Consider the following 24568-nt stretch of genomic DNA (forward strand, 5'->3'; position numbering starts at 1 on the left):
AATGACTAAACATATAAATCTGGATGATCAGGCGTCATTGTCCGCACCTATAGAAGATTTGCAAGTCCGAATTGCATTTTTGGATGATTTAGTCGAACAATTAAATGAGCAGCTTGCGATACAGGGTACAGAAATTGCTGATTTAAAAAAACAAATGCAGATTCTGTATCGCCGTGTTGAAGCATCGGATTTGTCAGAAGGTATTGCAGAGTTTGATCCTGTAACTGATCGTCCACCGCATTACTGATTTTCAGCACTGGAACTCAGGTGTGCTGTACAGTATTTATGAAACTGAGACGTGTATGAGTATTAATTTAAAAAGAAAGTTACATTTATCTGTCGGTTTTATTTGCACTTTATCGCACTTGCCGTTGTAATGCACAACCTGTTAACAGTCTTTTGAAGCTTCTGACAATGAATTCCAAAGCCGTGCTGCTGGACCTGGAAAATAATATGCCCACTGCAAAGTTGCTGCGGGAGATTATTGAGCATTTTCCTGTGCTGTATTTATTTAACTGCAAAGGGAATTTTGAATACACTCTTGAAGACATGACAGAGTTTTCGGGTTGGGTCAGCAGTGGTCAGGTGGTGATTCTGGATGTACCGGAAGCCAGTCAGAAAGAATTTGAATATGCTGTTCTGGTCGGACAGTTGATGGCTTTACTTGAGCCGGACAGCCATGTGGAAGTGATTTCAGCACAGTCCGGTATTGAAGTTCTGATAGATTTACTTAGTGGTGCAGATATTTCATGCAGTCTGATTCAGATCAGTTCAGATACAGGCAGGGCAGTTTATGTGCTGCCCGATGCAGAAACGTTCAAGCAGAAACCGCTGTTACAGCAGGTCAAGAAATACTGTGATGCACTGGGACGGATGACAGGGAAGCCCAATACAGTTGAAAAGCTGAAAAATTCAATTGCCAATATTTTGCAGATGGTTCCTGAAAAAACACAGCAGGTCGTGGGTGCAATGATTAATCTGAAAATCATTAAACGCCATGAAGATCAGATTGCTTACCGTAAAAAAATCCTGCGTCAATGGATTCAGCTGAATCTGAATGGAAGCCCTGTACCACCTGAAAATTCTGTAGATTTATCGACAGCTGTCACACAGTTGCAGATCACGGCAGAAAGTTCACCGAATCTGAAAACAGATATTATTGAAGCAGCTTCGCAGGATGTGCAGACTGAGCTGTATAAAAATTTTGGGCAGATTGACCCTGTGCAGCTGGAAGTGGTACGGAAACTTTCACAGCTGAAAAATGAAAAACCACGGGATATTTATCAGTTACGCGACTTGCTCGGGACAATGTTTCCACAGTCTGACGTCAGACTGTTGCTCAAAGAGCTGATAGAAAAGGGCTATATCTACTGGAATGGTCACGAAATCCTGTACAGTCACGAAATGTATCTGAATTAGACATCACAACAGGTCTGAGCACAGGTAGAAATTTCAGTCTGCCTGTTATTCAGAACCTGACTCAAAGGTTGGCAACACCGCCATCAATCAGTAATTCGGTGCCTATAACAAACCTGGATTCAGCCGAAGCCAGATAGATAAATGCATCAGCAATTTCACTTGAATCTGCCATTCTGTTCAGTGGAACAAGCTGTTCAATTTCAGCTCTAAGCTTCATTTTTGCGCTTGCATCAGAGGCAATTTTATCCAGTGCAGGTGTCTGCGTTGGTCCTGGGGAAAGCAGATTAAACCTGATCTGTTGTGACAGCAGTTCACGGGACAGTGTTTTTACAAGTGAACGTAAAGCGATTTTAGAAGCAGCGTAAACACTGCTCTGGGGCAGTGCAATATGAATACTGGTCGAACCACAAAGAACAACAGAACAACCTGGATTGAGCAGGGGTAAAAGGCTTTGCAGGAGAAAAAACGGTCCTTTGATATTTGTGTTAAAAACCTCGTCAAACTTTTGTTCATCCCATTGCCCAAAAGCCTCATGATGAACATTTCCTGCATTTAGAAATACAGCATCCAGGTGGACAGCTGAATGCTGCAGATAACTGACCATAGACTGCTGTTGATGAACTGATGCATGATCACATTGAATGCCATGACTTTGCTGCCCAAGCAGTGCCTGAGTCTGTGCAAGAGCTTCTGTATTTCTCGCTGTAAAATAGACAAAGGCACCTTCCTGAATTGCACGCTGTGCGGATGCAAGTCCAATACCGCTGGTCGCTCCTGAGATCAGGATGGTTTTGTTTTTTAAACGCATATAATGCCTGCTGGATCTGTATTTATCGCTATGCTGTCTGTATTTATGGTGAGATTGAAGTACTTACCTGTCGGTAACTGGCTGTGCATCTGGTTGGAAATGATGGCAAATGCGGGAACTGTAATTGTAATTTTATGTAAGGTGGAAAATGTCTGCTTCTGAGTATGAACAACACTGTTCAATTATGCGTTTTATCCAGCTCTTTTCAGGGAAGTGGGTGCTGCCGATCATTTATCACCTGATTCATGCAGAGAAACCTGTCCGTTTTAATGAACTGCATAAAGCACTCAGTCCTGTTCCACAGAAAGAGCTTTCAAGACATTTGAAGCTGCTGGAAAAACATCAGCTGATCAGCCGGACGGTATATGCTGAAATTCCTCCAAAAGTGGAATACCAGATTACAGAACTGGGGAGAACACTGGAGCCTTCAATTGAATCACTGTCCCGATGGATGCTGTATTTTGAGCAGCAGAAATGAGCTGAGGGTGTATAAACAGTGGATTATCCATCATAGATTGATTTTGATCTTGCGTTTTATATTGCGCTTGTGCAACTCTAATAAAAGGTCAGAAAGGTTTTACTATGGAAAACACAGGTATTTGGGTTGCGGTTATTGTTATCGTATTTGTACTGGGTTCAGTTCTTGGGCTAAAAGTCAGTCCCCGTGAAAAAGCACTGGGCATCATGCGCGACAAAGCCCGTAAAATGGGATTGCATCCCAGACTGGTTGCAGCACCTGAATGGACCCGTGTACCGATGGCAACTGAAAAACGTGCAAGTATGGTGGCGTATTACAGTGTTCTGTTGCCTGAAGCCCGGTTGCCTCTGATGCGTGCAAGGGTGGAGGATCAAAAACTCAAAACCGTTCAGGGAGATGAGAAATTTAATGATTTTCCCATTGCATTAAAAGGGATTTATGCTATTGATATGCAGGCAAACTGCGTGGGGCTGTACTGGCAGGAAGAATCTGACCTGAAAGCCGAGCAGCTTGACGACATGAAGGCTTTGTTGATTCATCTGGCTGAATTTTAATTTCATAAATAACAGGGTAAACGATTTATTATGGCGAAAGCTCCTCGGTCCACATCCAAAAGCACCACAGATACCGCTCCTGATACGGGGAAAAAACGTGCCTTAGTGATTGTGGAGTCGCCTGCAAAAGCGAAAACCATCAACAAATATCTGGGTTCGCAATATATTGTGAAATCGTCGGTGGGTCATGTCCGTGATTTGCCTACAGGTGGTTCATCCAAATCTGCTGAAAAGAAAGCTGGACCCCGTGTAAAACTGACTGAAACTCAGAAGGCTGAAAAAGCCCAGTCCGCTTTGGTGAACCGTATGGGGGTTGATCCAGAACATGACTGGAAAGCCAAATATGAAGTTTTACCAGGCAAGGAACATGTTGTTGCCGAACTGAAAAAGCTTGCTTCGCAGGTTGACGAGGTCTATCTCGCAACCGATCTTGACCGTGAAGGGGAAGCGATTGCCTGGCATTTAAAAGAAGTCATTGGTGGTGATGATTCACGTTATCAGCGTGTGGTCTTTAACGAAATTACGAAAAATGCCATTCAGGATGCATTTAATCATCCAACGCGTCTGGATATAGATAAAGTCAATGCTCAGCAGGCACGCCGTTTTCTCGACCGTGTTGTAGGTTTCATGATTTCCCCTTTACTGTGGGAAAAAATTGCCCGTGGTCTGTCCGCTGGCCGTGTACAGTCAGTTGCGGTAAAACTGGTGGTGGAACGTGAGCGTGAAATCCGCGCGTTTGTCCCAGAAGAATACTGGCAGGTTTTTGCAGATACAAAATCTGCCAAAGATGAGATCCGTCTTGAAGCCGTTAAGCAGAACGGTAAAACTTTAAAACTCAGCAACAAGGCACAGACCGATGCTTTGCTGGGTGTTTTAAAAGGTGCAGATTATAAAGTTGCGACCCGTGAGGATAAGCCGACCAAGGTCAATCCGAGTGCGCCATACATTACATCGACCCTGCAACAGGCAGCCAGTACACGTCTTGGTTTTTCCGTGAAAAAAACCATGATGCTTGCACAGCGTCTGTATGAAGCGGGTTTTATCACTTATATGCGTACCGACTCCACATTTTTAAGTGATGATGCGGTGAATATGGTACGCAACCATATTGAAACAGAATTTGGTGAGAAATATCTGCCAGCCAAACCGAACCGTTATGGCAATAAGGCAGGAGCACAGGAAGCGCACGAAGCGATCCGTCCATCCACAGTATCGCTGAAAGGTGACAGTCTGGTGGGTGTGGAACGTGATGCACAGCGTCTGTATGACCTGATCTGGCGTCAGTTTGTTGCATGTCAGATGACACCTGCTGAATATTTATCATCCACGATTCTGGTTGATGCCAATGGCGTTGAGTTAAAAGCCAAAGGTCGTACATTGGTTTTTGAAGGTTTTACGAAAGTCCGTGGTCAGAACAAATCTGATGATGATGTACTGTTACCTGCGGTGAAAGTCGGTGAAATTCTTAAACTTGAAAAACTCGACCCATCACAGCATTTTACCAAGCCACCTGCACGTTTTACTGAAGCATCACTGGTGAAAGAACTGGAGAAAAAGGGGATTGGTCGTCCATCGACTTATGCTGCCATCATCTCCACCATTCAGGATCGTGGCTATGTCAAACTCGATAACCGTCGTCTCTTTGCAGAGAAGATGGGCGAGATTGTGACAGACCGCCTGGATGAAAACTTTAACAATCTGATGAACTATGCTTTTACCGCAGACCTGGAAGGGCAGCTGGATAAAGTTGCAGATGGTGAACGTAACTGGAAAGAGCTGCTGAACAGTTTTTATGGTGACTTCAAAAAACGTCTGACCACAGCACAGGGTGAAAACGGTATGCGCCGTAATTTACCTGTGGAAGTGGAAGCCGTGCACTGTAAAGAATGCGAGCGTCCTATGCAGATTCGCACAGGTACGACTGGGGTATTCCTGGGTTGTTCAGGTTACAACCTGCCACCGAAAGAACGCTGTAAAGAGACGCTGAATTTAACCCCGGTTGAATCACTGGCTGCGCTGTCTGATGATGACGCTGCTGAAACCGCAGATCTGATGTCGAAAAAACGCTGTCCAGTCTGTGAAACGGCAATGGACAGTTATGTGATTGATGGTGGTCGCAAACTGCATATCTGTGGTAATAACCCTGACTGCGATGGTTATGAACTCGAAGAAGGTGAGTTCAAAATCAAGGGTTATGATGGTCCAACCATTCCATGTGATAAATGTGATGGCGAAATGCAGCTGAAAACAGGTCGTTTCGGTCCTTATTTTGCCTGCATGAGCTGTGACAATACCCGTAAAGTCCTGAAAAGTGGTCAACCTGCACCGCCACGTGTAGACCCGATCAAAATGGAACATTTACGTTCAACCAAGCATGATGACTTCTTTGTACTGCGTGACGGTGCAGCAGGTCTGTTCCTGGCGGCGAGCAAGTTCCCGAAAGTCCGTGAAACACGTGCGCCTAAGGTTGCAGAATTACGCAGTGTTGCAGATCAGCTGGATCCGAAATATCAGTTTATCCTGCAGGCTCCGGATCAGGATCCAGAAGGTAATCCAACCCTGGTGAAATTCAGCCGTAAGAATCAGGCACAGTATATTGGTTCTGAAACACCTGAGGGTAAACAGACCAAATGGTCACTGGTTTATACAGATGGAAAATGGACTGAAGCTTAATTATTCAGTCGGTTTAAAATGCTAACTTCGGTTAGCATTTTTTGTTTTTAAGACAATGGACTGAACTGCATAACTGAACTGTAAAAGGATAGATTCATGATAAAAACGCTCATTCCAGTTCGTTCCCATATTGTTTCTGGGGTTCTGCTCTCAAGGCAGGACGGGGAAATAAAAATTCTGCTGATGAAACGGGTCAAAGGAAATTTCTGGAGCCACATTGCAGGAAAAGTTGAAACGGCTGAAACCGCTGTTCAGGCGATTGTGCGGGAAATTAAAGAGGAAACACAGGTTCAGGTCAGCGAGCTGTACAGTGCTGATTATCTGGAGCAGTTCTATGAAGCTGATCAGAATGTAATAGAAATGATTCCTGTGTTCCTGGTGTATTGCACGGAACATCAGCAGATTGTGCTGAATAATGAACATAGCGAATATGCCTGGTTCAGTCTGCAGGAGGCAATTGAAAAAGCTGAATTTGGGGGGCAGAGACTCCTGTATCAGTATATCTGGGATAATTTTGTTCACCGGAAACCATCTGAATTATTGAAAATTCAGCTGTTTTAAACGTTAAGCCGAGTCCTGTTTATGTGGAAAAAAATCAGAGTATCCATTTTACTGGTGATTTTACTGATTGTTGCTGTGAATGCCTGGCGGGATATGAATCAGGACTGGACTAAGCCTGTGATTGTTCTGTTGCATCCTGTCAACGCAGATGGAAGTGAAGTGACGCAAGCCTATATTCAGCAACTGTCTGCTGTAGATATGATAGAAGCACAGGATTATATTCTTAGTCAGAGTCAGCATCTGAGGGGGAATCCTGTTCAGATTTATTTTCAGCTGGGGCGTCAGATCAATCAGCTGGCACCCAAGGTACCTGAAACAGGCAGCATGGCTGATACCATCATCTGGAGTCTGAAGTTTCGTTATTACGCCTGGCGACAGCAGGAAAGTGCAGATGGTCGTCCGGGTGTGACCCTGTATCTGAATTACTATAACCCTAAGCAGACGAAGCTTTTAAAACACTCTGTGGCTTTACAGCGGGGTAAAATTGGTTCGGTCAATCTGTTTGCATCAGGCAGGCATAGTGGTTCAAATAAAGTGGTGATGCTGCATGAGCTGATGCATACTTTTGGAGCAACAGACAAATACAACATGCAGACAGGGCAGCCAGTCTTTCCTGAGGGTTATGCAGCTCCTGATCAGCAACCGTTGTTCCCTCAGAAACGTGCAGAACTGATGGGTGGCTATATTCCACTGAGTGATCAAAAGAGTGTTACTCCTTCAAAACTCGAAGATACCATGATCAGTACGCTGACAGCTCAGGAAATGGGCTGGCTGAAATAAGACGGGCTGCCTGTAGCTGGAGCCATATTTTGTTCCTGTTCAGATGCAGTTTTTATACAGACAGCCTGTTGAAACAGCGCAACAATAAAGCAGGTGCATGACAACGAAGAGAAAAATATGCGTACAGTGGGAAACGATCTGATTCGCCATCAACTTCATGAAAACAGAAAGTGGTATTTATTGCTTGGGGCAATACTGGTTATTTTTGGACTGGTTTTACTGGGATCACTCGGCTTTGCGACATTAACGGTCGTCATGCTGTTTGGCGTGCTGATGATGATTGGTGGTGTATTACACCTGATTGCGGCTTTTAAAATATTTGATGGTGGATTGCGCTGGCTATGGGCGCTGTTTGGGCTGCTGTATATCGGGGCAGGTTATTATGCATTTAAGGCACCTGTAACAACGGCCGTCGTGTTGACCAACTTACTGGCTGTGGCTTTGCTGATCGCAGGATTTATCCGGATTATTAATGCTTTTATGCTGAAGCCAATGCATGGCTGGGGATGGACGTTATTTTCAGGCATACTGACGCTGATCACCGGTGTCATGATTCTGGCAACACCCGATTCACCTTTCTGGGTACTGGGGTTGTTTCTGGGTGTGGATATTCTGTTTCAGGGGGTCAATTATCTGACTTTTGCTGCCGCAATTAAGAAGATACCGCCTGCAAGCCATTGATGACTTGTAAATAATAAAAATGCCCGGTCAGTCGTTGGGCATTTTTATTGATTCTGTTGAAATTTAAGCACTGATTGGGTCTGTACTTTGATAAAGATAAAAGTAATCTTTATGGGCTGACCTGATACTGACTTGAAATGGCAATGCGATTCCAGGTGTTGATCACAATGGCGATCCATTCAATCGCTGTAATTTCATCATCATTCAGCACTTTTTTTGCAGCAGTATAGGCTTCATCAGGAAAATGCTGCTGTGCGATCAGAGTGATTTCTTCAATCAGAACTAGTGCTGCACGTTCTTTTTCTGAAAAATACTGACTTTCACGCCATGCACTGATCAAGGTAATCCGATCAATGGATTCACCTGCTTTGATTGCATCCTGGGTGTGCATACGGACACAGAAAGCACATTGGTTAATCTGTGAAGCACGTAATTTTAAAAGGTGTGAAAAACCTGAGTCCAGACCTGCCTGTTTCACTTTTTGCATGGATAGATTTTCAAGTTCAAGGACAGTTTTATACAGTTCAGGTGCTGTTTTTCCTAAATTGACTCGTTCCATATTCATCACTTCTTTAGCTTTGGAAATTATTTATCAGTTTATCTATGTGTAAAAAGTCGTTATGTTAATTTTTGAATCAGCAACGCTTGAAAATTAAATGTCAAAATGTTTTGTCCTCGCCCCTGACTCTTTCAAAGAAAGCATGACTGCTGTGCAAGCCTGCCATGCTATGCAGAGCGGCATTCAGAAAGTGATACCCGATGCGGAGTTTATTCATGTCCCTATGGCTGATGGTGGCGAGGGAACAGTGGATGCGTTAGTGGCAGCGAGAAATGGGCGAAAAGTTGCAGTTGAAGTTTCAGGACCATTATTCAGTCAGAAAATTCAGACATATTTCGGTTTGATTGAAAATGATCAAACCGCTGTAATAGAAATGGCACTCGCCAATGGCATTCATCTGATTGAAAAATCTCAGCGTAACCCATTATTTACATCGACCTTTGGCACAGGGGAAATGATCAGTGCTGCGCTGGATCTGGGTGTTTCGAAAATTATTATTGGTCTGGGGGGGAGTATGACCAATGATGCGGGTGCAGGCATGGCTCAGGCATTGGGTGTCAGCTTCCTGAATGATCATGGACAGTCTGTGGCAGTGGGCGGTGGTCAGTTGAATCAGGTGACTCAAATTGATCTTTCAGAACTGGATTCACGTTTAAAGCAGACTGAAATCATGATTGCCAGTGATGTGAATAATCCTCTGTGTGGTGAAAATGGTGCTTCTCATGTTTTTGCACCACAGAAAGGTGCAAGCCCTGAAATGGTGGAAATGCTGGATCAGAATTTAAAGCATTTTGCTGATCTGGTTGAATCCACTTTAAAGATTGATCAACAGAATGTTGCGGGGGCAGGGGCAGCAGGTGGTTTGGGTTTTGGTCTGATGGCTTTTGCAGGTGCGACAATCCGTTCAGGTGTGGAAATCGTGATTGAAGAAACGCAGCTTGCTGACAAAATAGCTCAGGCTGATTATGTACTGACAGGTGAGGGGGGCATAGATTTTCAGACGAAGTTTGGTAAAACCCCGTTTGGTGTGGCGCAGCTGGCAAAGCGTTTCAATACACCTGTAATTGCTTTGGCAGGTTATGTTGGTGAAGGCATTGAAGAATTGTACGATGAGGGATTTACTGCGATTTTTGGTATTGTTGATGGTGCTTGTGATCTGCAGACAGCATTAAAAAATGGAGAAAAGAATCTGGAAAGAAGCTGTGAAAATATTGCCAGATTAATCCTGTAAACGAATGAAAAGGAAAAGTCATTTTTAAAAGACAGGTCTGCTAAACTAACGCCATTCGCAAATTGATGAGTAAAAATGAGTTTAGCCCAGCTGATAAATGAATTGAACCCGCAACAGAAACAGGCTGCCACCACAGAGGCAAAGCACAGTCTGGTACTTGCAGGGGCAGGTTGTGGCAAAACCAAAACCATTGTGGCGCGGGCAGCCTACCTGATAGATCAGGGTGTTCCGGCAAACCAGATTCAGATTCTGACCTTTACCCGCCGTTCAGCGAGTGAAATTGTCGCACGGGTGGAACTGGCGCTGGGCGATGAAGCTAAAGGTTTGCGTGCTTCCACGTTCCATACATTCTGTATGTATTTACTGCGCCGTGTGCCTAAGGCATTTGGACTGGAACAGTTTTCCATTATTGATCGGGATGATCAGCTCATGCTGTTCCGTCTGATCCGTGGTAAGGATGATAAAAAAAATCCTAACGCCTTGCCAAAACCCCAGCAGCTTTGTGATGTCTATTCCTATGCGCGGAACACCCGTCAGAAACTGAGTCTTTCCCTGGAAAAACAGCATCCGGAATTTCTGGAATATAAAGATCAGATTGCAGAGATTATGAAGGAATACGAGGCTCGGAAGCGGGCACGTCACTTTCTCGATTACGATGATATTCTGGCTGTGGTCGCTTCTGCACTGGCGCAGTCTGAAGGGTTGTGTGAGTATGTGGCAGGGCTGTGTCAGCACATGCTGGTGGATGAAATGCAGGACACCAATCCCTTGCAGTGGGCAATTCTTGAGCCTTTAAAAGATCAGACCAGTCTGTTCTGCGTGGGTGATGACGCACAGTCCATCTACGGCTTTCGTGGTGCAGATTTTGAAAATATTCACCATTTCAAAGACCGTGTACCCGATGCAGTTGTCCATAAACTGGAAAAGAACTATCGTTCCACCCAGGAAATTTTGGATCTGTCCAACTGGTTGCTTGATCAAAGCCCGATTGATTATGACAAAAAACTCGAAGCGTACCGTGGAGAGGGTATAGCGCCTCGTCTTCATGTTTTCCCGAATGAGTTTGATGAAGCGAAATGGATTGCGATTGATATCAAAGAACGACATCTGCTGGAAAGTGCATCATGGAATGATCACATGGTGCTGGTGCGTTCAGCTTTTGCAGCACGTCATATTGAGGCTGCCTTTATTCAGGCGAATGTGCCCTATCGTTTTATTGGGGGCATGAAACTGCTGGAAACAGCGCATGTGAAGGATTTACTCAGTTTGCTGCGTGTTGTTGCCAACCCAATGGATGATATCGCCTGGATGCGCTTTCTGACGCTGTGGAATGGTGTGGGGGATGTCAGTGCCAGTAAACTCGCGCAGCAGTTATTACTGGAAGCTGACTTTGATCAGCTGATGCTGAAACTGGAAAAATTTGGACGTATTCCAGAAAATACACTGCTCATTATGAAGCAGATGCAGGTACTGAAAACAGAAGTGGAAGCCTGCGTCCGACTGGGTGTGGAAGCCATTCTGCAGCAGCTGGAAGAAAATTATGCCAAAAAAGACTGGCATAAGCGGGTCGGAGACTTTGAGCTGGTCAAACAGCTGGCTTCAAAACATGCTCAGCTGAGTGAGTTTCTGGAAGAATATGTGCTTGATCCTGTCTCCATTTCCGAGATTGAGCGTCAGTCACAGGATGATGTGGTCACACTCATTACCATTCATTCAGCAAAGGGAACTGAACAGAAAGTCTGTTATGTAGCGAATGTATCCGCAGGACAGTACCCACATGCACGTGCGCAAGGTAACTTTGACGAAGTTGAGGAAGAACGCCGTGTGCTGTATGTGGCACTGACACGGGCGCAGAATGAACTGATTCTGACTAAGCAGAATCTGAGTCTGTGGGCAAAAGATCAGGTGGATGAGCAGGGGCGTAAGATCGAAAGTTATTTTCTGAATGATCTGAGCCGTATTTTATGTACTACGGAAACGCATTACCGTCCCCGTCAGCAGACAGTAAAAAGTGCCTTGATCGAACGTCAGGCGATTAATTTAGATTTTGGTATAGATCTGGATTAAACTATGTGGAAGATATTACAGGTTTTATCATGAAAATTTTAGTGCGTAACCTTGAGCGTTCGATCACAGAAGCTGAATTACTTGAGCTGTTTAAACCTTTTGGTGCTGTAGAGTCTGCGGTGGTTGTGATGGATGCTGAGTCAGGCAAATCCAAAGGCTTTGGGTTTGTTGAAATGACAAATCCTCGTGAAGCGATTAAAGCCATCAAAGGTTTAAATACGCTGAAAGTGAAAGGATGTGGGATTCGTGTGAAAGCTGCGGAAGAAAAACCAAAAGCTTAAACTGAGTACACGACATTGAAAAGGAGCAGAAATGCTCCTTTTTTATTGTCTGAGAATATTGTCGCCAGTATATATTGAAACCCTGAAGCACTTAATTTAAGAACTGTAAATGGAAAAACAATATTCTGCTTTGTCGATCGTCTCACCAGGTGGTTCTAAAATTGTACAGGGATTAAAGACCCTGGAAATACGTTCATGGTGTCCGCCTCATGTGCCAGTGAAAGATTTACTGATCGTGGAAAATCATCATTACCTGAGACAGGAGGGGGATGAAGACTCAGGACTGGCAGTCGCTGTTGTGGATATTGAATCGGTTCATCCCTGGCGTGAAGATGAACTGGAAGCAGCATGTGGTACTTACTGGGCAGAAGGATACTGGGCATGGGTGATCACCAGGGTTCGTCCACTTGACCCACCTGTTCCTGTCGTTGCTAAACGGAAAATTTATACGGTGGAAATTGATCATGAATAATTTTTATTGTGTATTCGGTTTAATACAGATTAAGCTTACAGGGTCTGCTGAATCATCGGTTCAGTCTGTATGATGGGCTGAAGCAATGCAGACTTTTACGTCATAGACGCCAGAATTTTTTAGGAAATACTCATGTCCCGTGTTGCCCGTTTTCATGCAGACCGTACCAATCAGAAGCTTTATTTTGCCAGACTTTCCTGTCAGCAGGCGGAACAGATTGAACATATTCAGCAGTCACAGGCGCATCGTGAAGCTGCTGTATTTCATCTGCATGGCGCTGTACTTGCCTTTTTACAGGAACTGGTGCGTTACTACCGCCTGAACGATATGACACCAACGCTGAAATCCATTGAAGAAAATATGGCGGCCAAAGGGCAGGTGTCACCTGAAGTTGCTGTGATGCAGCAACTGGCAAAGCAGGGTTTCATTGCGGAACTTAAACGGGCATACAGAATGTGTCAGTACACACCCGAGCCAAGTGCGCCTGAACCTGAAGATGAAACATCATCCAACCTGATTATTAAAGTGACACAGACACCGCAGGCATGGTTACCTGATACAAAAATCCTGCGGGAATGGCACCGTGAGCTGACTCATCTGATTGATGGATTCAGAAATGAAATGGTGGAATTCTAAGCAGAGGGGGAACCCTTGAACTTTGGAAAATTGCCCCGATATCAGTATTCTCAGTCACACAAAGTGTCCTGCTCTTTGTCACCATGTTGAACATGGAGGATTTATGTCTATAGAACAATTGAAAGAATTATTTGGCAGCCAGGAAGCGATTCTGGAACTGGTTCAGCTGGAAGGTGGTGAACTGGCATTGAGAAATGCTGATTCTGAAAAAGAGCCATTGGTCAAAATTCAGTTTAATGACGAAGTGAAGGCATTGCTTGGTGATCAGACGGCAGTCGTTGCACAGCATATGATTCAGGCAGCCTTGTTTGGTTTGCTGGAAAAACAGATGGATCAGCTTCAGGCTGAAATTGTGGATGAAAAACCGCAGTATATGAGCTGATTTGTTTCATTGAAAAAACGCACCAGAGGGTGCGTTTTTTGTTTTCAGTAACAGGTTAATGCGTAGGTGACTGATGGTGTGCGATCTGAATTTGATTCAGAATATGATTGGTCATATTCTTCGCCATTTCTTCTTTGGCAAAATAAACCTCGCCAATTTCTTCTTTGCGTATCACTTCAGCTTCTTCTTTACTTTCAGCACAGACCAGTACCTGAATCTGTGGGTTGAGTGTTCTTGAAATATCAACGATACGATGAATATCAATGATATCCATAGGTGAAATCACCAGCAGGCGGGCATGCTGAATATGTGCCTGAATCAGGACGCCAGCTTCGGTTGCCACACCGCTGACTGCAGCAATGCCTTTTTCACGCAGGTCTTCCACGATTTCCCGGTTTTCTTCTGCAATCACAACTTTAATATTTTCAGACATCAGGCTGCGGGTAATACGGCGACCGACCTCACCATGCCCAATAATCACCACCTGATCACGCAGGTAATCCTGTGAGACTTCATCCGGTAACATCGCCAGTGGGTCACCACTGCGTTCCAGTAAGCGTGCCAGATGTGAGCGTTCACGTATCCAGTTCTGCACAGGTTCAATTGCAGAGAAAATGAACGTGTTCAGGGTAATGGAAATCAAAGCACCAGCCAGAATCAGGTTCTGACCTTCCAGGGATAACAGCTGGAGTGAGACACCCAGTGTGGCAAGAATGAAGGAGAACTCACCGATCTGTGCAAGGCTTGCGCCTACAGTTAAAGCGGTGTTGAGCGGATAGCGGAAAAATAGAACCAGTGCCATAGCTGCAATGGTTTTACCAATCATAATAATGGCAACCACTGCCAGAACATGGATTGGATCATCAATCAGAATGCGTGGGTCAAACAGCATACCGACAGAGACAAAGAACAGGATGGAAAAAATTTCGCGTAAAGGCAGTGTTTCTTCCTCAGCACGGTGACTGAAGTCTGATTCTTTAACTACCATCCCTGCAAAGAATGCCCCCAGTGCCATAGAAACACCAAAAACTTTATATGCACCAAATGCGATGGAGACTGCGGCTGCAACCACTGTCAGGGTAAACAGCTCACGTGATCCGAGACGGGCAACAAACTGCATGATTAATGGGACAAGTCTTTTACCCACAATCAGCATGAATGCGATAAAGCCGGTAACTTTCAGGAGTGTGATGCCCAGTGTCAGCCATATATTCTGCGTTGCAGAGCTGTCAGTGAGTGCCTTGCCACCCAACAGAACCGCAGTTGCAGGTAACAGTACCAGCACCAGTACCATGACCAGATCTTCAACCAGCAACCAGCCAACGGCAATTTTACCATTTACAGAATTGAGTAAACCTCTGTCACCCAAAGCTTTGAGTAGGACGACTGTACTTGCACAGGACAGGCTGAGACCAAAGACCAGGGCTGAGCCAAAACTCCATCCCCAGAGCATGGAAACAGCTATTCCGAGCAGTGTTGCTACAGCAATCTGTAAAATTGCACCAGGTAAAGCAATCCGTTTGACCTGCATCAGGTCATTTAACGAAAAGTGCATACCTACGCCAAACATCAGGAACATCACGCCCAGTTCAGCGAGCTGGTTTGCCAGCTGAATATCCCCAACCATACCTGGTGTATTGGGGCTGATGATAATTCCTGCGATCAGATATCCAATCAGAGGGGGGAGGCGTAGACGGGCAGCAAAATAGCCAAAAACAAGGGCTAAGCCAAAACCTGCGGCAAGTAATATAATCAGATCTACATCATGAGGCACTAAAGGCTCCTTAAGTAATGATTAAGGTGAAAACACAAGCACAAAAAATGCCAGAAAAGTCTCAGAAATTTTAACAAGCTGAATAAAAAAAGTGCAAAAAAAAACGACCAGAGAGGTCGTTTTTTTAAGAAAACCAAAATTATTTGATTTTCGCTTCTTTGAAGATCACGTGCTGACGGATTTTTGGATCAAATTTTTTGATTTCCATTTTTTCCGGCATAGTACGTTTGTTCTTAGTAGTGGTATAGAAATAACCTGTACCAGCTGAAGAAACCAGGCGAATTTTATCACGCATTGCTGTGACTCCTTAGATCTTTTGACCTTGAGCACGCAGGTCAGCAACAACCTTTTCGATACCCAATTTGTCGATAATACGCATACCTTTTGTAGTTAGACGAAGACGTACGAAACGTTTTTCGCTTTCTAACCAGAAACGGTGGTGATGCAGGTTCGGCTCGAACCGGCGTTTGGTTTTGTTATTGGCGTGCGAGACGTTGTTGCCAACGACTGGACGCTTGCCGGTAACTTGGCAAACCTTAGACATGGTGAACTCCATTGCTAGACAACACAGATTGTGCAGCTAGTTATTAAGTAAACGGATGAAATCATTCAAGGGGCGTTTTATACCAAAAATGCGCTTAAAAGACAAGCGATTTTCATTAAAACTGGGCATGAACCTGTGCGATAGGTCATGCCTTGATCATTTAGCGAAGAAGGGTCTTTGAAATCAACTTGTGAATCGGTTTGTTAAACGGTGGGAGAATGAATTTCAAGCTGTATAACTTGGGATTCGACATCACTGACCGTTCATGCGACAAACTGAAGAAACCTTCTGGACCATGATATTTCCCCATACCTGATGCACCAACGCCACCAAATGGTAGATCGTCCTGTGCGACATGGGTCAAAACCGTGTTCTGTCCGAAATGCCCTGAATGAGTACGCTGTGCAACATAATCTGCACGCGCCTGATCAAAGTCGAAGTAGTATAAAGCAAGTGGACGTGGACGGCTATTAATAAAGTCAATAACATCGTCTATTTGATCATATTCCATGATTGGAAGTACCGGACCGAAGATTTCATTCTTCATAATGTCCATATCCGGGGTCACATTGCTCAGTAATGTCGGTGCAACTTTGCGGACGCCACTCAAATCTTCATGCTTTGGATTGATTTCAGTGAGGGTTGCACCCTGATTGCGTGCATCCTCAAGATAACCCTGTAAACGGTTGTACTGTTTGTCATTGATAATGGAGGTATAGTCAGGATTGTTCTGAATGGATGGGTACATCTGCTGAACACAGTTTCTGAAATGTTCAGTAAATTCAGCTGTCTTGCCTTTAGGCAGGAACATGTAATCCGGTGCAACACAGGTCTGACCGGCATTCCATAATTTACCGACAGCCAGGCGCTGTGCGACATCATGCAGATCAATTGAAGGGTGAACCAGCACAGGCGATTTGCCTCCCAGCTCCAGAATAACAGGAACCAGGTTCTCAGCTGCTGCCGCCATGACAGTTTTACCGACATTGGTTGAACCTGTAAAAATCATTTTATCAAAAGCCAGACGACAGAATGCATCAGAAACCGCACCACCGCCATTGATGACTGCAACCAGTTCCTGTGGGAAAGCTTCAGACAGTGCATTTTCAATGACCCGACCAAAATTGGCAGAGGCGCTGGAGATTTTGATCATGGCATGGTTACCCGCAGCCAGCGCACAGATCAGAGGACCCATAGACAGCAGTAGAGGATAGTTCCATGGCGTGATAATGCCTACAACACCAAGAGGCTGATACTGAACCCATCCTTTTGCTGGCTGGTGAATAATACCGATGTGACGTTTGGAAGGCTTCATCCAGCCGGTTAGATTTTTACTGTAATATTTGATATGTTCAAGGCAGGTCAGCAGTTCACCAATTTTGGTTTCTGCAATAGAGCGGTTGCCATAATCCTGATTAATGGCTTCTGCAATCTGATCCTGATATTTCACAAGTATTTTTTTCAGTCGTGCCAGACGATCAATACGTTCCTTTGCTGTTGGCATCGGGTAACGCTGATAGGCAAACTTCTGCTGCTCAAGAATTCCCTGCATCTGACTGTCCAGTGCATGCGGTGTCATTGAAGTTGTTTTTGTTTGACTGTTCATGACGTGTTACCATTTAATAAAAAGCGATTGAATTATTTTTTAGAGTATTTACTCTAAAGAGTCAAGTTACTTTATGTGTCACTCATCTGACACTTGGAAAAATGGTTAGTTCAGGATGTCTCACTCCAAAACGGTTAAAACGAAAGAACGAATTCTGCAACTCAGTCTGCAGCTGTTTAATGAGCGTGGTGAACGTTCCGTTACTACGAATCATATTGCAGCCGAACTGGGTATGAGTCCGGGGAATCTGTACTATCACTTCAGAAATAAAAATGAAATCATCAAAGAGCTGATGGAGCAGTATCAGCAGGAAACACTGGAAATGCTTGCATTGCCGGATGACCGTCTGCTCGATGCCAATGATAAGATCCGTTATTTTCAGGTGCTGAGCAGCCAGTTATGGGCTTACCGCTTTCTGCACCGTGATGTTTATCATCTGGTGGAAAATAACGAAGATTTCCGTAAGATGTACCCACGTTTTGCAGGCAAGGTCATGCAGCAGGGTCAGAAAATCTATCAGGCGTTTGTGGATGCAGGTCTGATGCAGATGACATCTTCTGAAATTGAGGCACTGATTATCAATCTCTGGATTGTGCTGACCAACTGGACCAATTTCCTGTATATGTCGGGTCATATCGTGGACTCCAACCATCTTGAGGAGAAGTGGGTCTGGCAGGCACTCAGACAGATGGTGTTCCTTGAGGGGGCATATCTGCGTGGTGAAAGCCGTGCAACCTATGAGCATTTAATGGAAACATTTGGACCTTCTGAACTGTTTGCCAGTCTTTCTGCATCGCGTAATAACGATACAGAGGAATAATTCTGTTTCAAAAAACCTGAAACAGAGTAGAATATTTGCCTTGTTTTTTTAATTAACCGATTAGTGATATAAACCAACATGAATATGACCACTGCTAATACAGCACGTTTACTGATTACCTGTGAGGACAAACCTGGTATTGTGCAGGCTGTTTCCAGCTTTTTGTACCATCAGGGCGCAAACATTACCGCACTGGATCAATACGCGACTGAAGCTCAGGGTGGACGTTATTTCATGCGTGTTGAGTTTGAACTGGATAATTTACAGAGCCGCCGTGAAAGCCTGCTCCAGACTTTTGCGTCCAATGTGGCTGAACGTTATGAGATGCAATGGCGTCTTTCTCTGGTCAGTGACGTGAAAAAAGTCGGTATTCTGGTTTCTAAAGTGGATCATGCCTTACTTGAGTTGCTGTGGCGTCATTCACGTGGTGGACTGGCGTGTGAGATCACTAAAGTGGTTTCCAACCATCCTGATCTGCGTGAAGCCGTGGAAAACTTTGGCATTCCGTTTGAAGTTGTACCTGTCACCAAAGAAAATAAACGTGAAGCTTATGCACAGATTGATGAGCTGATGCAAGGCAATGACCTGCTTGTTCTTGCCCGTTATATGCAGATTCTGGATGAAGAGTTTGTACAGAAATGGGAAATGAAAGTGATCAATATCCACCATTCATTCCTGCCTGCATTCGTTGGTGCAAACCCATATAAACAGGCGTATGAAAAAGGTGTGAAACTGATTGGGGCAACGGCACACTATGTGACGGCTGATCTGGATCAGGGACCGATCATTGAGCAGGATGTAGAGCGTGTCAGCCATGATTTTACTGTCGAACAGCTGCGTGAACTTGGACAGGATGTAGAGCGTAATGTGCTTGCCCGTGCGGTGAAGTGGCATCTTGAAGACCGTATCATTGTGGATGGTAATAAAACGGTTGTATTCCAGTAAGATCGATTGATTTCTTTGTTTTAAAAGGCATACATTTGGTATGCCTTTTTTGTATGACTCATTCAAAAAACTCATAAAAACAGTGCAATTAATAGTTGCAAATGAAAACACTTCTCATTTATTATTGCGTTACCTTAATTGTGCCAACCAATGAAACTGATTGTTTATTTGAATAATAAGCAGCAGTTCAGGTATCAGATTTTAAATGAGCTATTCTCCCACACCCGCTATGCAAGATCCAAACTCGATGAAAAAGAAAGTCGTAGCTGCACTTGTTGCTGTTGTGATTGGACATATGGGCGTGCTATGGGCAGTCAGCCATATGAAAATGGCTGAACTTAAACCTATAGAGAAAAAACCTGTACAGGTGCGTTTTGTCAAAATTAAACAGGACATTCCGCCACCACCACCGCCTCCTGTCATGCCGAAACCGAAACCAAAACCGGTAGAGAAAAAGGTTGAGCCAAAGCCTGTTGTGAAACCAAAAATTATTTCGCAGAAGGTGACGAAGCCGGCATCTGATGTAAAACATCAGGAAGATATAAAAGAAAAACAGAAGCAGGAACAGCAGAAGCTGGATCAGCAGCGTCAGGCAGAACAGTTACGTCAGGATCAGTTAAAGCGTGAGCAGGAACTCAGAGAGCAGCAGGCACGAGAGCAGGCTGCGCGTGATAAAGCTGAACGGGATCGGGCGGACCGTGAACGTGCAGACCGTGAGTCGAAAACACCACGGGTGGTCAGTTTTGGTGAACTCGACTGGTCGAGAAAACCAGTCATTAAATATACCAATGAAGACCTCAAAGGAAGCAACAGGAAAATGCTGATTGCACTTGAGGTTGATGGAACATCGGGCAAGATCAACAGTGCAAGAATAGCCAGTTCTTCAGGTGTTTCTGCCTTTGATGAAAAGATTTTGAGAAGCGTGCGTTACAGTAAATTCAGACCTGTCAAAGGCGGTGGGATTCTGACAACAACGCTTCCACTGGAATTTGAATTGAATACCCAAAATTAACATTTCAGGAGTTCGTGTATGAACTTTTCAGTTTACTGGCAACATGCTGATGCAGTGAGTAAAACGCTGTATTTCGTATTGCTGGCAATGTCGATTGCGACATGGACCATCTTTGTTCTGAGATTGATGGGTACTCGTCAGTTAAAGCAGGTGGCTTATACCCGTCTTGCAGATGCACTGAATAAACTAAAGGCGAAGTTTTCTCCTTTAAGTTTTGAACAGCGTAAAGCCGTTGCTGAACAGGCACTGCTTCGTCAGATTGCTGCTGAAAAAGCAAATGCTGAAAAAGGTGTTTCTGTTCTGGGTACGATTGCTTCAATTGCGCCTTTCGTGGGTCTGTTCGGTACAGTATGGGGTATTTTCCATGCCCTGGTTGCTGTGGGTAAAAGCGGTCAGGCGGGTCTGGCTCAGGTTGCAACGCCAGTGGGTGAAGCACTGATCATGACTGGTCTGGGTCTTGCGGTGGCAATTCCAGCAGTACTTGCCTACAACATCTGTGTCCGTTTTAACCGTACACTCAGCAACGAGTTGCAGGATCAGGCACACAGCCTGTTGATTGACACGATGCTGCAACAGGATTCAACGGCTCAGAAAGCGGATGTCAAAACATCTTCTGACAGTCTGGTTGGAGGTCAGGTTTAATGGCTTTTCAGTTGGGTGAAGATAACGATGCAGGAATGAATGAGATGAACCTCATTCCTCTGATCGATATTATGCTGGTTTTGATGATCATCTTTCTGGTGACTGCAACCGTTGCCAACCCATCAATTCCATTAACATTGCCAAAAACAACCGCAGAAGTGGTTGAGCCTCCTCAGGAAGCGGTCACCATCAGTATTAATGCTGAGGGTGAAGTGGCGTGGGGAACTCAGGTCATCAGTATGGATGAACTGAAGAAGCGTCTGGATGAAGCAGGGCAGCAGTCCAGCAAACCACCGATTCAGCTACGTGCAGACAAAGAGTCACGTTATGATACGGTGGCACAGGTCATGTCCCGTGCAAGTGAAGCAGGACTGACTGATATTGCATTTGTCAGCGAATAAAGCTTCAGATTTTAAAAGCGACCTTGAGGTCGCTTTTTTTGCCTTGAATTTTGCTGTTCAGAGCTGCCTCAGTTTACGGAACTGATCAGGGGTGATATTCATCCAGCGTTTGAACATATTGATAAAAGCAGATGCATTGGCATAGCCCAGATCCAGCGCAATGCTCTCAATTTTCCTTGCCTCATTCAGCATGGTCATGGCTTTCATGACTTTCAGACGCTGTCTCCATTCATTCAGTGACATGCCCAGTTCTTTTTGACAGTGTCTTGCGAGTGTCCGCTCGGTCATATTGACTGTACGGGCGAGTGCTGCAAGTGAGCTGTTATCCGCAGGATTCTGATGCAGATAGTCCAGGATCTGTTTCAGTGCAGCATGTGAAGTATGAGGCAGATAACTGCCGATAACCTGCGCTTGGCGTAACTGATCAAGCAGGACATACAGCAACCGTGTATAAGCCGGGTCGGTTTCATCTGAAGGGTTTTGCAGAATATGTTGCAGTATTGAGGTCACCAGCGGAGTTGTCAGCAGAATACCTGGATGTGCTGGAAGTGCATTGCAGAGACTTTCATGCACATACAGTGTGGCATGGGTAATGGACGTCCGGTTCAGTCCACTGTGCTGAATATGCGGTGGGAGCCAGATGCCATACGGTGGAGGAGTAATGTAATCAATCTGTTCAATATTCACCTCCATCACCCCATTGAATGCATAGATGAATTCGCCCCATGCATGCCCATGAGCCGGATAGATGGATTGAGCAGGGTCGTGGCGGATGTTCAGCCAGAGGGGTGCAACAATCTCATCGTTATTTGTCAGCCGATGCAGCTGTTGATGGGTATGGCGGACTTTCATGAAGACAGTTTGCCTGAATAAGAAGATGTGTTGTCTGTTTTGAATTATATCCTGTAAATCTGACAGCGTTATAGTGCAGTGTAATTTTTTAAATGAAGGTCATGCTGTGGACGTGCGAAAAGCCCTGGATGCAAAGGCATCCGGAATTATGGTGGCATTGTGCATGATCTGGGGATTACAGCAGGTGGTGCTGAAAATGGCTGCTCCTGATATTTCTCCGGTCATGCAGATTGCTGTCCGGTCGGGTCTGTCAGCACTGATGGTCTATCCTCTGATTCAGCTTCAGCAGGGAACAACACTGCTTACCAGAACTTATCTGATCCCAGGGATATGGATTGCATTTCTGTTTTCAGCCGAATTTTTTCTTGTGGCTGAAGCATTACGTTATACCACCGCATCACATACAGTCGTTCTTCTGTATACAGCACCGATTTTCGTTGCTTTGGGGCTGCACTGGAAACTGCCTTCAGAAAGGCTGACCCTGTTGCAGTGGGCGGGGATTCTGATTGCGTTTATGGGTATTGTGGTGACGTTTATGGGGCGTGAAACCAGTGGCATGCAGGCGCTGCCACAGCAGCTGTTCGGGGATGGTCTGGCTTTGCTTGCAGGTATTTTCTGGGCACTGACGACCATCTCGCTGCGTCTGACAAAACTGTCCGATGCACATCCAACTCAGACGCTGTTTTATCAGCTGGTGGGTGGCTGTATTTTCCTGTTGCCACTGGCATTTTTGATGGGGCAGGCAAGCATTCACTGGACAGCATTGGCGATTGGCAGCCTGGTTTTTCATGCGGTGATTGTTTCTTTTATCAGTTTTATGCTGTGGTTCTGGCTGCTTCGGTACTATCTGGCAAACCGACTGGGGGTGTTTTCATTTATGACCCCTATTTTTGGAATGCTTTTTGGCGTGATCTTTTTAAAAGAAAGTATCGAAATGAATTTTATTATCGGGACAGCCCTGGTGATGGCAGGGGTGCTTGTGGTGAGTATGCAGAGCTGGTTCCGTCGCCGAGGTTGAAGCCGAACAGATGCTGAATGATTCAGTCATCTGTTCGGCTGTATTTTATTTTTCTTCTAAAATGGTGGAAAGCGGTACAGACAGTTTAGCTGCAAGATAATCATCAGCATCAATCAGCGCAGGACCGATGCGCTGCATCCATACATCATCCGGGTGAATGTTTCCAACATCTTCACGACGTGGCAGGGTGTAGGGCAGGGCTTTGTAAAAGGTCCAGAAATCCACGGTATCCAGGTTTCGGGCGAGCACATATTCATTGTTGTCGGTGCGCTGTACCAGATTCTGTTTTTCCAGCTGACGCACATAGGATGGCCACCGCCCAATTTCACCACGACCCAGTATATCCAGTGCTTCGGCATCGGAAACTGTTTCCCCGGTTTTCTGCTTTTTATAAAACAGTTCCAGCACATCCAGCATCATCAGAACAGGATGGCGGGTCTGGATTTTACCGGTATGAAAGGCGGTCAGTGCATAACTGATTTCAACACCGAGCAGCACGATATTCCAGGACAGAAAAATCCATAAAAGAAAAATGGGAATCGCTGCAAATGCGCCATAGACAATGGTGTAACTGGTAAAGTTGGTCATGATAAAACCAAACAGGTTTTTCAGTAACTCAAAGATCACAGCACTGAACAGTCCCGAAATTGCAGCAGCGCGAATCGGAACACTGCGGTTTGGAATGGTCCAGTACAGAATAAAAAAACCAAGAACAGTCAGTGAAAATGAAATAATCCACAGCAGAAAAGAGCCATCTACCTGATAACCTGCAAAGTTGTTGCTCAGTACATTTAAAGAGGCAAGCGTTGAGGAAATGACAAAAGCACTGCCCAGTAAAATAGGACCAAGTGAAATAATGGTCCAGTAACGCATAAAGCCAACAATACCGTTACGGGTTTCCTGTACACGCCAGATCCGGTTAAACACTGTTTCAATGCTTGTCAGCATCAGAACAGTAGTCACAAACAGAAAGAGAATACCAATCACTGTTAAATTACTGGATTTTTCAGTAAAGGCACTGAATGCTTTATCAAAGGCAATGGTGGTTTTAGGCAGAAAATTGCTGTAAATCAGTTGCTGTAACTGCTGACGGGCAGGTTCAAGTGCTTTGATGGATGAAATAATCACCAAAAATACAGTCAGCATAGGCACAACTGCAAACAGCGTGGTATAGGTCAGGGAGCCTGCCTGCTCACGACAGCGGTCTGCTTCAAAACGCCGAATGACAAATAATACAAACTGAAACCATGTTTTGTCATAAAAGGGTAATTTCTTTAAATACTCAAATATCATGCTTTCATATCTCAGTTTTTTTTAAATCTTTAAGAATTTTCATCTATCAGCTTAACCATAAAAGCGGAAAAATACCGTA

Annotated in this window: 28 protein-coding genes; 20 read left to right on the forward strand and 8 right to left on the reverse strand. The window is 44.8% G+C overall.

The features are described from left to right. The first annotated feature begins 1 nt into the window (after nucleotide 1). Entirely contained in the window at nucleotides 2-247 is a 246-nt protein-coding gene (locus CDG60_RS03230) for a SlyX family protein (protein ID WP_087513707.1), read from the forward strand. A 167-nt stretch (nucleotides 248-414) separates the two neighbouring features. After that, nucleotides 415-1419 (forward strand): hypothetical protein, encoded by a 1005-nt coding sequence (locus CDG60_RS03235; RefSeq protein WP_087513708.1) that lies wholly within the window; start codon nucleotides 415-417, stop codon nucleotides 1417-1419. Nucleotides 1420-1480: 61 nt separating this feature from the next. On the opposite strand, the gene CDG60_RS03240 is transcribed toward CDG60_RS03235, so the two are convergent. Further along, complete coding sequence (locus tag CDG60_RS03240; RefSeq protein WP_087513709.1) at nucleotides 1481-2227, reverse strand: SDR family oxidoreductase; 747 nt, start codon at nucleotides 2225-2227, stop codon at nucleotides 1481-1483. A gap of 148 nt (nucleotides 2228-2375) precedes the next feature. Between CDG60_RS03240 and CDG60_RS03245 the strand changes: the two genes are divergently transcribed. From CDG60_RS03245 to CDG60_RS03270, 6 genes are all read left to right on the forward strand, one after another. After that, nucleotides 2376-2705 (forward strand): winged helix-turn-helix transcriptional regulator, encoded by a 330-nt coding sequence (locus tag CDG60_RS03245; RefSeq protein WP_087513710.1) that lies wholly within the window; start codon nucleotides 2376-2378, stop codon nucleotides 2703-2705. Between the two features lie 104 nt (nucleotides 2706-2809). Then, nucleotides 2810-3259 carry a hypothetical protein gene (locus CDG60_RS03250; protein WP_087513711.1) on the forward strand — a complete coding sequence of 150 codons (450 nt, stop codon included), beginning with the start codon at nucleotides 2810-2812 and terminating at the stop codon, nucleotides 3257-3259. A 30-nt stretch (nucleotides 3260-3289) separates the two neighbouring features. Continuing rightward, nucleotides 3290-5932, forward strand: a complete 2643-nt coding sequence (gene topA, locus CDG60_RS03255; protein ID WP_087513712.1) for a type I DNA topoisomerase — start codon at nucleotides 3290-3292, stop codon at nucleotides 5930-5932. A gap of 96 nt (nucleotides 5933-6028) precedes the next feature. Continuing rightward, nucleotides 6029-6493 carry an NUDIX hydrolase gene (locus tag CDG60_RS03260; protein ID WP_087513713.1) on the forward strand — a complete coding sequence of 155 codons (465 nt, stop codon included), beginning with the start codon at nucleotides 6029-6031 and terminating at the stop codon, nucleotides 6491-6493. A gap of 21 nt (nucleotides 6494-6514) precedes the next feature. Further along, entirely contained in the window at nucleotides 6515-7273 is a 759-nt protein-coding gene (locus CDG60_RS03265; protein ID WP_087513714.1) for a hypothetical protein, read from the forward strand. A 117-nt stretch (nucleotides 7274-7390) separates the two neighbouring features. Continuing rightward, nucleotides 7391-7954: an HdeD family acid-resistance protein gene (locus tag CDG60_RS03270; protein WP_087513715.1), complete on the forward strand. Its 564-nt coding sequence runs from the start codon at nucleotides 7391-7393 to the stop codon at nucleotides 7952-7954. A gap of 109 nt (nucleotides 7955-8063) precedes the next feature. On the opposite strand, the gene CDG60_RS03275 is transcribed toward CDG60_RS03270, so the two are convergent. Then, the gene (locus tag CDG60_RS03275; protein WP_087513716.1) at nucleotides 8064-8513 is read right to left on the reverse strand and encodes a carboxymuconolactone decarboxylase family protein; all 450 of its coding nucleotides are present in this window, start codon (nucleotides 8511-8513) and stop codon (nucleotides 8064-8066) included. Nucleotides 8514-8610: 97 nt separating this feature from the next. Here CDG60_RS03275 and CDG60_RS03280 point away from each other — a divergent pair, with 97 nt between their 5' ends. The 6 genes from CDG60_RS03280 to CDG60_RS03305 all read left to right on the forward strand — a co-directional run bounded on the left by CDG60_RS03280 (nucleotide 8611) and on the right by CDG60_RS03305 (nucleotide 13582). Then, nucleotides 8611-9744: a glycerate kinase family protein gene (locus tag CDG60_RS03280; protein ID WP_087513717.1), complete on the forward strand. Its 1134-nt coding sequence runs from the start codon at nucleotides 8611-8613 to the stop codon at nucleotides 9742-9744. Between the two features lie 75 nt (nucleotides 9745-9819). Beyond that, a complete protein-coding gene (locus tag CDG60_RS03285) occupies nucleotides 9820-11811 on the forward strand; it encodes an ATP-dependent helicase (protein WP_087513718.1) in 1992 nt (663 codons plus the stop codon). A gap of 29 nt (nucleotides 11812-11840) precedes the next feature. Next, nucleotides 11841-12092, forward strand: coding sequence for an RNA recognition motif domain-containing protein (locus tag CDG60_RS03290; protein ID WP_087513752.1), 252 nt, complete (start codon nucleotides 11841-11843; stop codon nucleotides 12090-12092). Nucleotides 12093-12201: 109 nt separating this feature from the next. Continuing rightward, a complete protein-coding gene (locus tag CDG60_RS03295; protein ID WP_087513719.1) occupies nucleotides 12202-12564 on the forward strand; it encodes an ASCH domain-containing protein in 363 nt (120 codons plus the stop codon). A gap of 132 nt (nucleotides 12565-12696) precedes the next feature. Beyond that, nucleotides 12697-13200: a DUF6586 family protein gene (locus CDG60_RS03300; protein ID WP_087513720.1), complete on the forward strand. Its 504-nt coding sequence runs from the start codon at nucleotides 12697-12699 to the stop codon at nucleotides 13198-13200. Between the two features lie 103 nt (nucleotides 13201-13303). Next, nucleotides 13304-13582: a hypothetical protein gene (locus CDG60_RS03305; RefSeq protein WP_087513721.1), complete on the forward strand. Its 279-nt coding sequence runs from the start codon at nucleotides 13304-13306 to the stop codon at nucleotides 13580-13582. A 55-nt stretch (nucleotides 13583-13637) separates the two neighbouring features. Here CDG60_RS03305 and CDG60_RS03310 read toward each other — a convergent pair whose 3' ends face one another. From CDG60_RS03310 to CDG60_RS03325, 4 genes are all read right to left on the reverse strand, one after another. Then, entirely contained in the window at nucleotides 13638-15356 is a 1719-nt protein-coding gene (locus tag CDG60_RS03310) for a cation:proton antiporter (RefSeq protein WP_087513722.1), read from the reverse strand. A 139-nt stretch (nucleotides 15357-15495) separates the two neighbouring features. Continuing rightward, the gene (gene rpmG, locus CDG60_RS03315; RefSeq protein ID WP_001205031.1) at nucleotides 15496-15651 is read right to left on the reverse strand and encodes a 50S ribosomal protein L33; all 156 of its coding nucleotides are present in this window, start codon (nucleotides 15649-15651) and stop codon (nucleotides 15496-15498) included. 12 nt (nucleotides 15652-15663) lie between these two features. Further along, nucleotides 15664-15900, reverse strand: a complete 237-nt coding sequence (gene rpmB / locus CDG60_RS03320; RefSeq protein ID WP_000048256.1) for a 50S ribosomal protein L28 — start codon at nucleotides 15898-15900, stop codon at nucleotides 15664-15666. A 160-nt stretch (nucleotides 15901-16060) separates the two neighbouring features. Further along, nucleotides 16061-17506 carry a coniferyl aldehyde dehydrogenase gene (locus CDG60_RS03325; RefSeq protein WP_087513723.1) on the reverse strand — a complete coding sequence of 482 codons (1446 nt, stop codon included), beginning with the start codon at nucleotides 17504-17506 and terminating at the stop codon, nucleotides 16061-16063. Nucleotides 17507-17621: 115 nt separating this feature from the next. Between CDG60_RS03325 and CDG60_RS03330 the strand changes: the two genes are divergently transcribed. The 5 genes from CDG60_RS03330 (at nucleotide 17622) to CDG60_RS03350 (ending at nucleotide 21326) form a co-directional block, all read left to right on the forward strand. Then, on the forward strand, nucleotides 17622-18326 hold the full coding sequence (locus CDG60_RS03330) for a TetR/AcrR family transcriptional regulator (protein WP_087513724.1): 705 nt from the start codon (nucleotides 17622-17624) through the stop codon (nucleotides 18324-18326). A 78-nt stretch (nucleotides 18327-18404) separates the two neighbouring features. Then, nucleotides 18405-19271: a formyltetrahydrofolate deformylase gene (purU, locus tag CDG60_RS03335; protein ID WP_087513725.1), complete on the forward strand. Its 867-nt coding sequence runs from the start codon at nucleotides 18405-18407 to the stop codon at nucleotides 19269-19271. A 205-nt stretch (nucleotides 19272-19476) separates the two neighbouring features. Continuing rightward, the gene (locus tag CDG60_RS03340) at nucleotides 19477-20283 is read left to right on the forward strand and encodes a TonB family protein (RefSeq protein ID WP_227542914.1); all 807 of its coding nucleotides are present in this window, start codon (nucleotides 19477-19479) and stop codon (nucleotides 20281-20283) included. An 18-nt stretch (nucleotides 20284-20301) separates the two neighbouring features. After that, nucleotides 20302-20925, forward strand: coding sequence for a MotA/TolQ/ExbB proton channel family protein (locus CDG60_RS03345; protein WP_087513727.1), 624 nt, complete (start codon nucleotides 20302-20304; stop codon nucleotides 20923-20925). Beyond that, complete coding sequence (locus CDG60_RS03350; RefSeq protein ID WP_087513728.1) at nucleotides 20925-21326, forward strand: ExbD/TolR family protein; 402 nt, start codon at nucleotides 20925-20927, stop codon at nucleotides 21324-21326. Before CDG60_RS03345 ends, CDG60_RS03350 begins: the two co-directional genes overlap by 1 nt. 57 nt (nucleotides 21327-21383) lie before the next feature. Here CDG60_RS03350 and CDG60_RS03355 read toward each other — a convergent pair whose 3' ends face one another. Further along, nucleotides 21384-22178 carry a helix-turn-helix domain-containing protein gene (locus CDG60_RS03355; RefSeq protein ID WP_087513729.1) on the reverse strand — a complete coding sequence of 265 codons (795 nt, stop codon included), beginning with the start codon at nucleotides 22176-22178 and terminating at the stop codon, nucleotides 21384-21386. A gap of 106 nt (nucleotides 22179-22284) precedes the next feature. Between CDG60_RS03355 and CDG60_RS03360 the strand changes: the two genes are divergently transcribed. Beyond that, nucleotides 22285-23196 (forward strand): DMT family transporter, encoded by a 912-nt coding sequence (locus CDG60_RS03360; protein ID WP_171405482.1) that lies wholly within the window; start codon nucleotides 22285-22287, stop codon nucleotides 23194-23196. Between the two features lie 45 nt (nucleotides 23197-23241). Here the strand turns inward: CDG60_RS03360 and CDG60_RS03365 are convergent, their stop codons facing one another. Then, nucleotides 23242-24489: a YihY family inner membrane protein gene (locus CDG60_RS03365; RefSeq protein ID WP_087513730.1), complete on the reverse strand. Its 1248-nt coding sequence runs from the start codon at nucleotides 24487-24489 to the stop codon at nucleotides 23242-23244. Nucleotides 24490-24568: the final 79 nt, after the last annotated feature.

The organism is Acinetobacter chinensis, assembly GCF_002165375.2.
Taxonomy (GTDB): Bacteria; Pseudomonadota; Gammaproteobacteria; order Pseudomonadales; family Moraxellaceae; genus Acinetobacter; species Acinetobacter chinensis.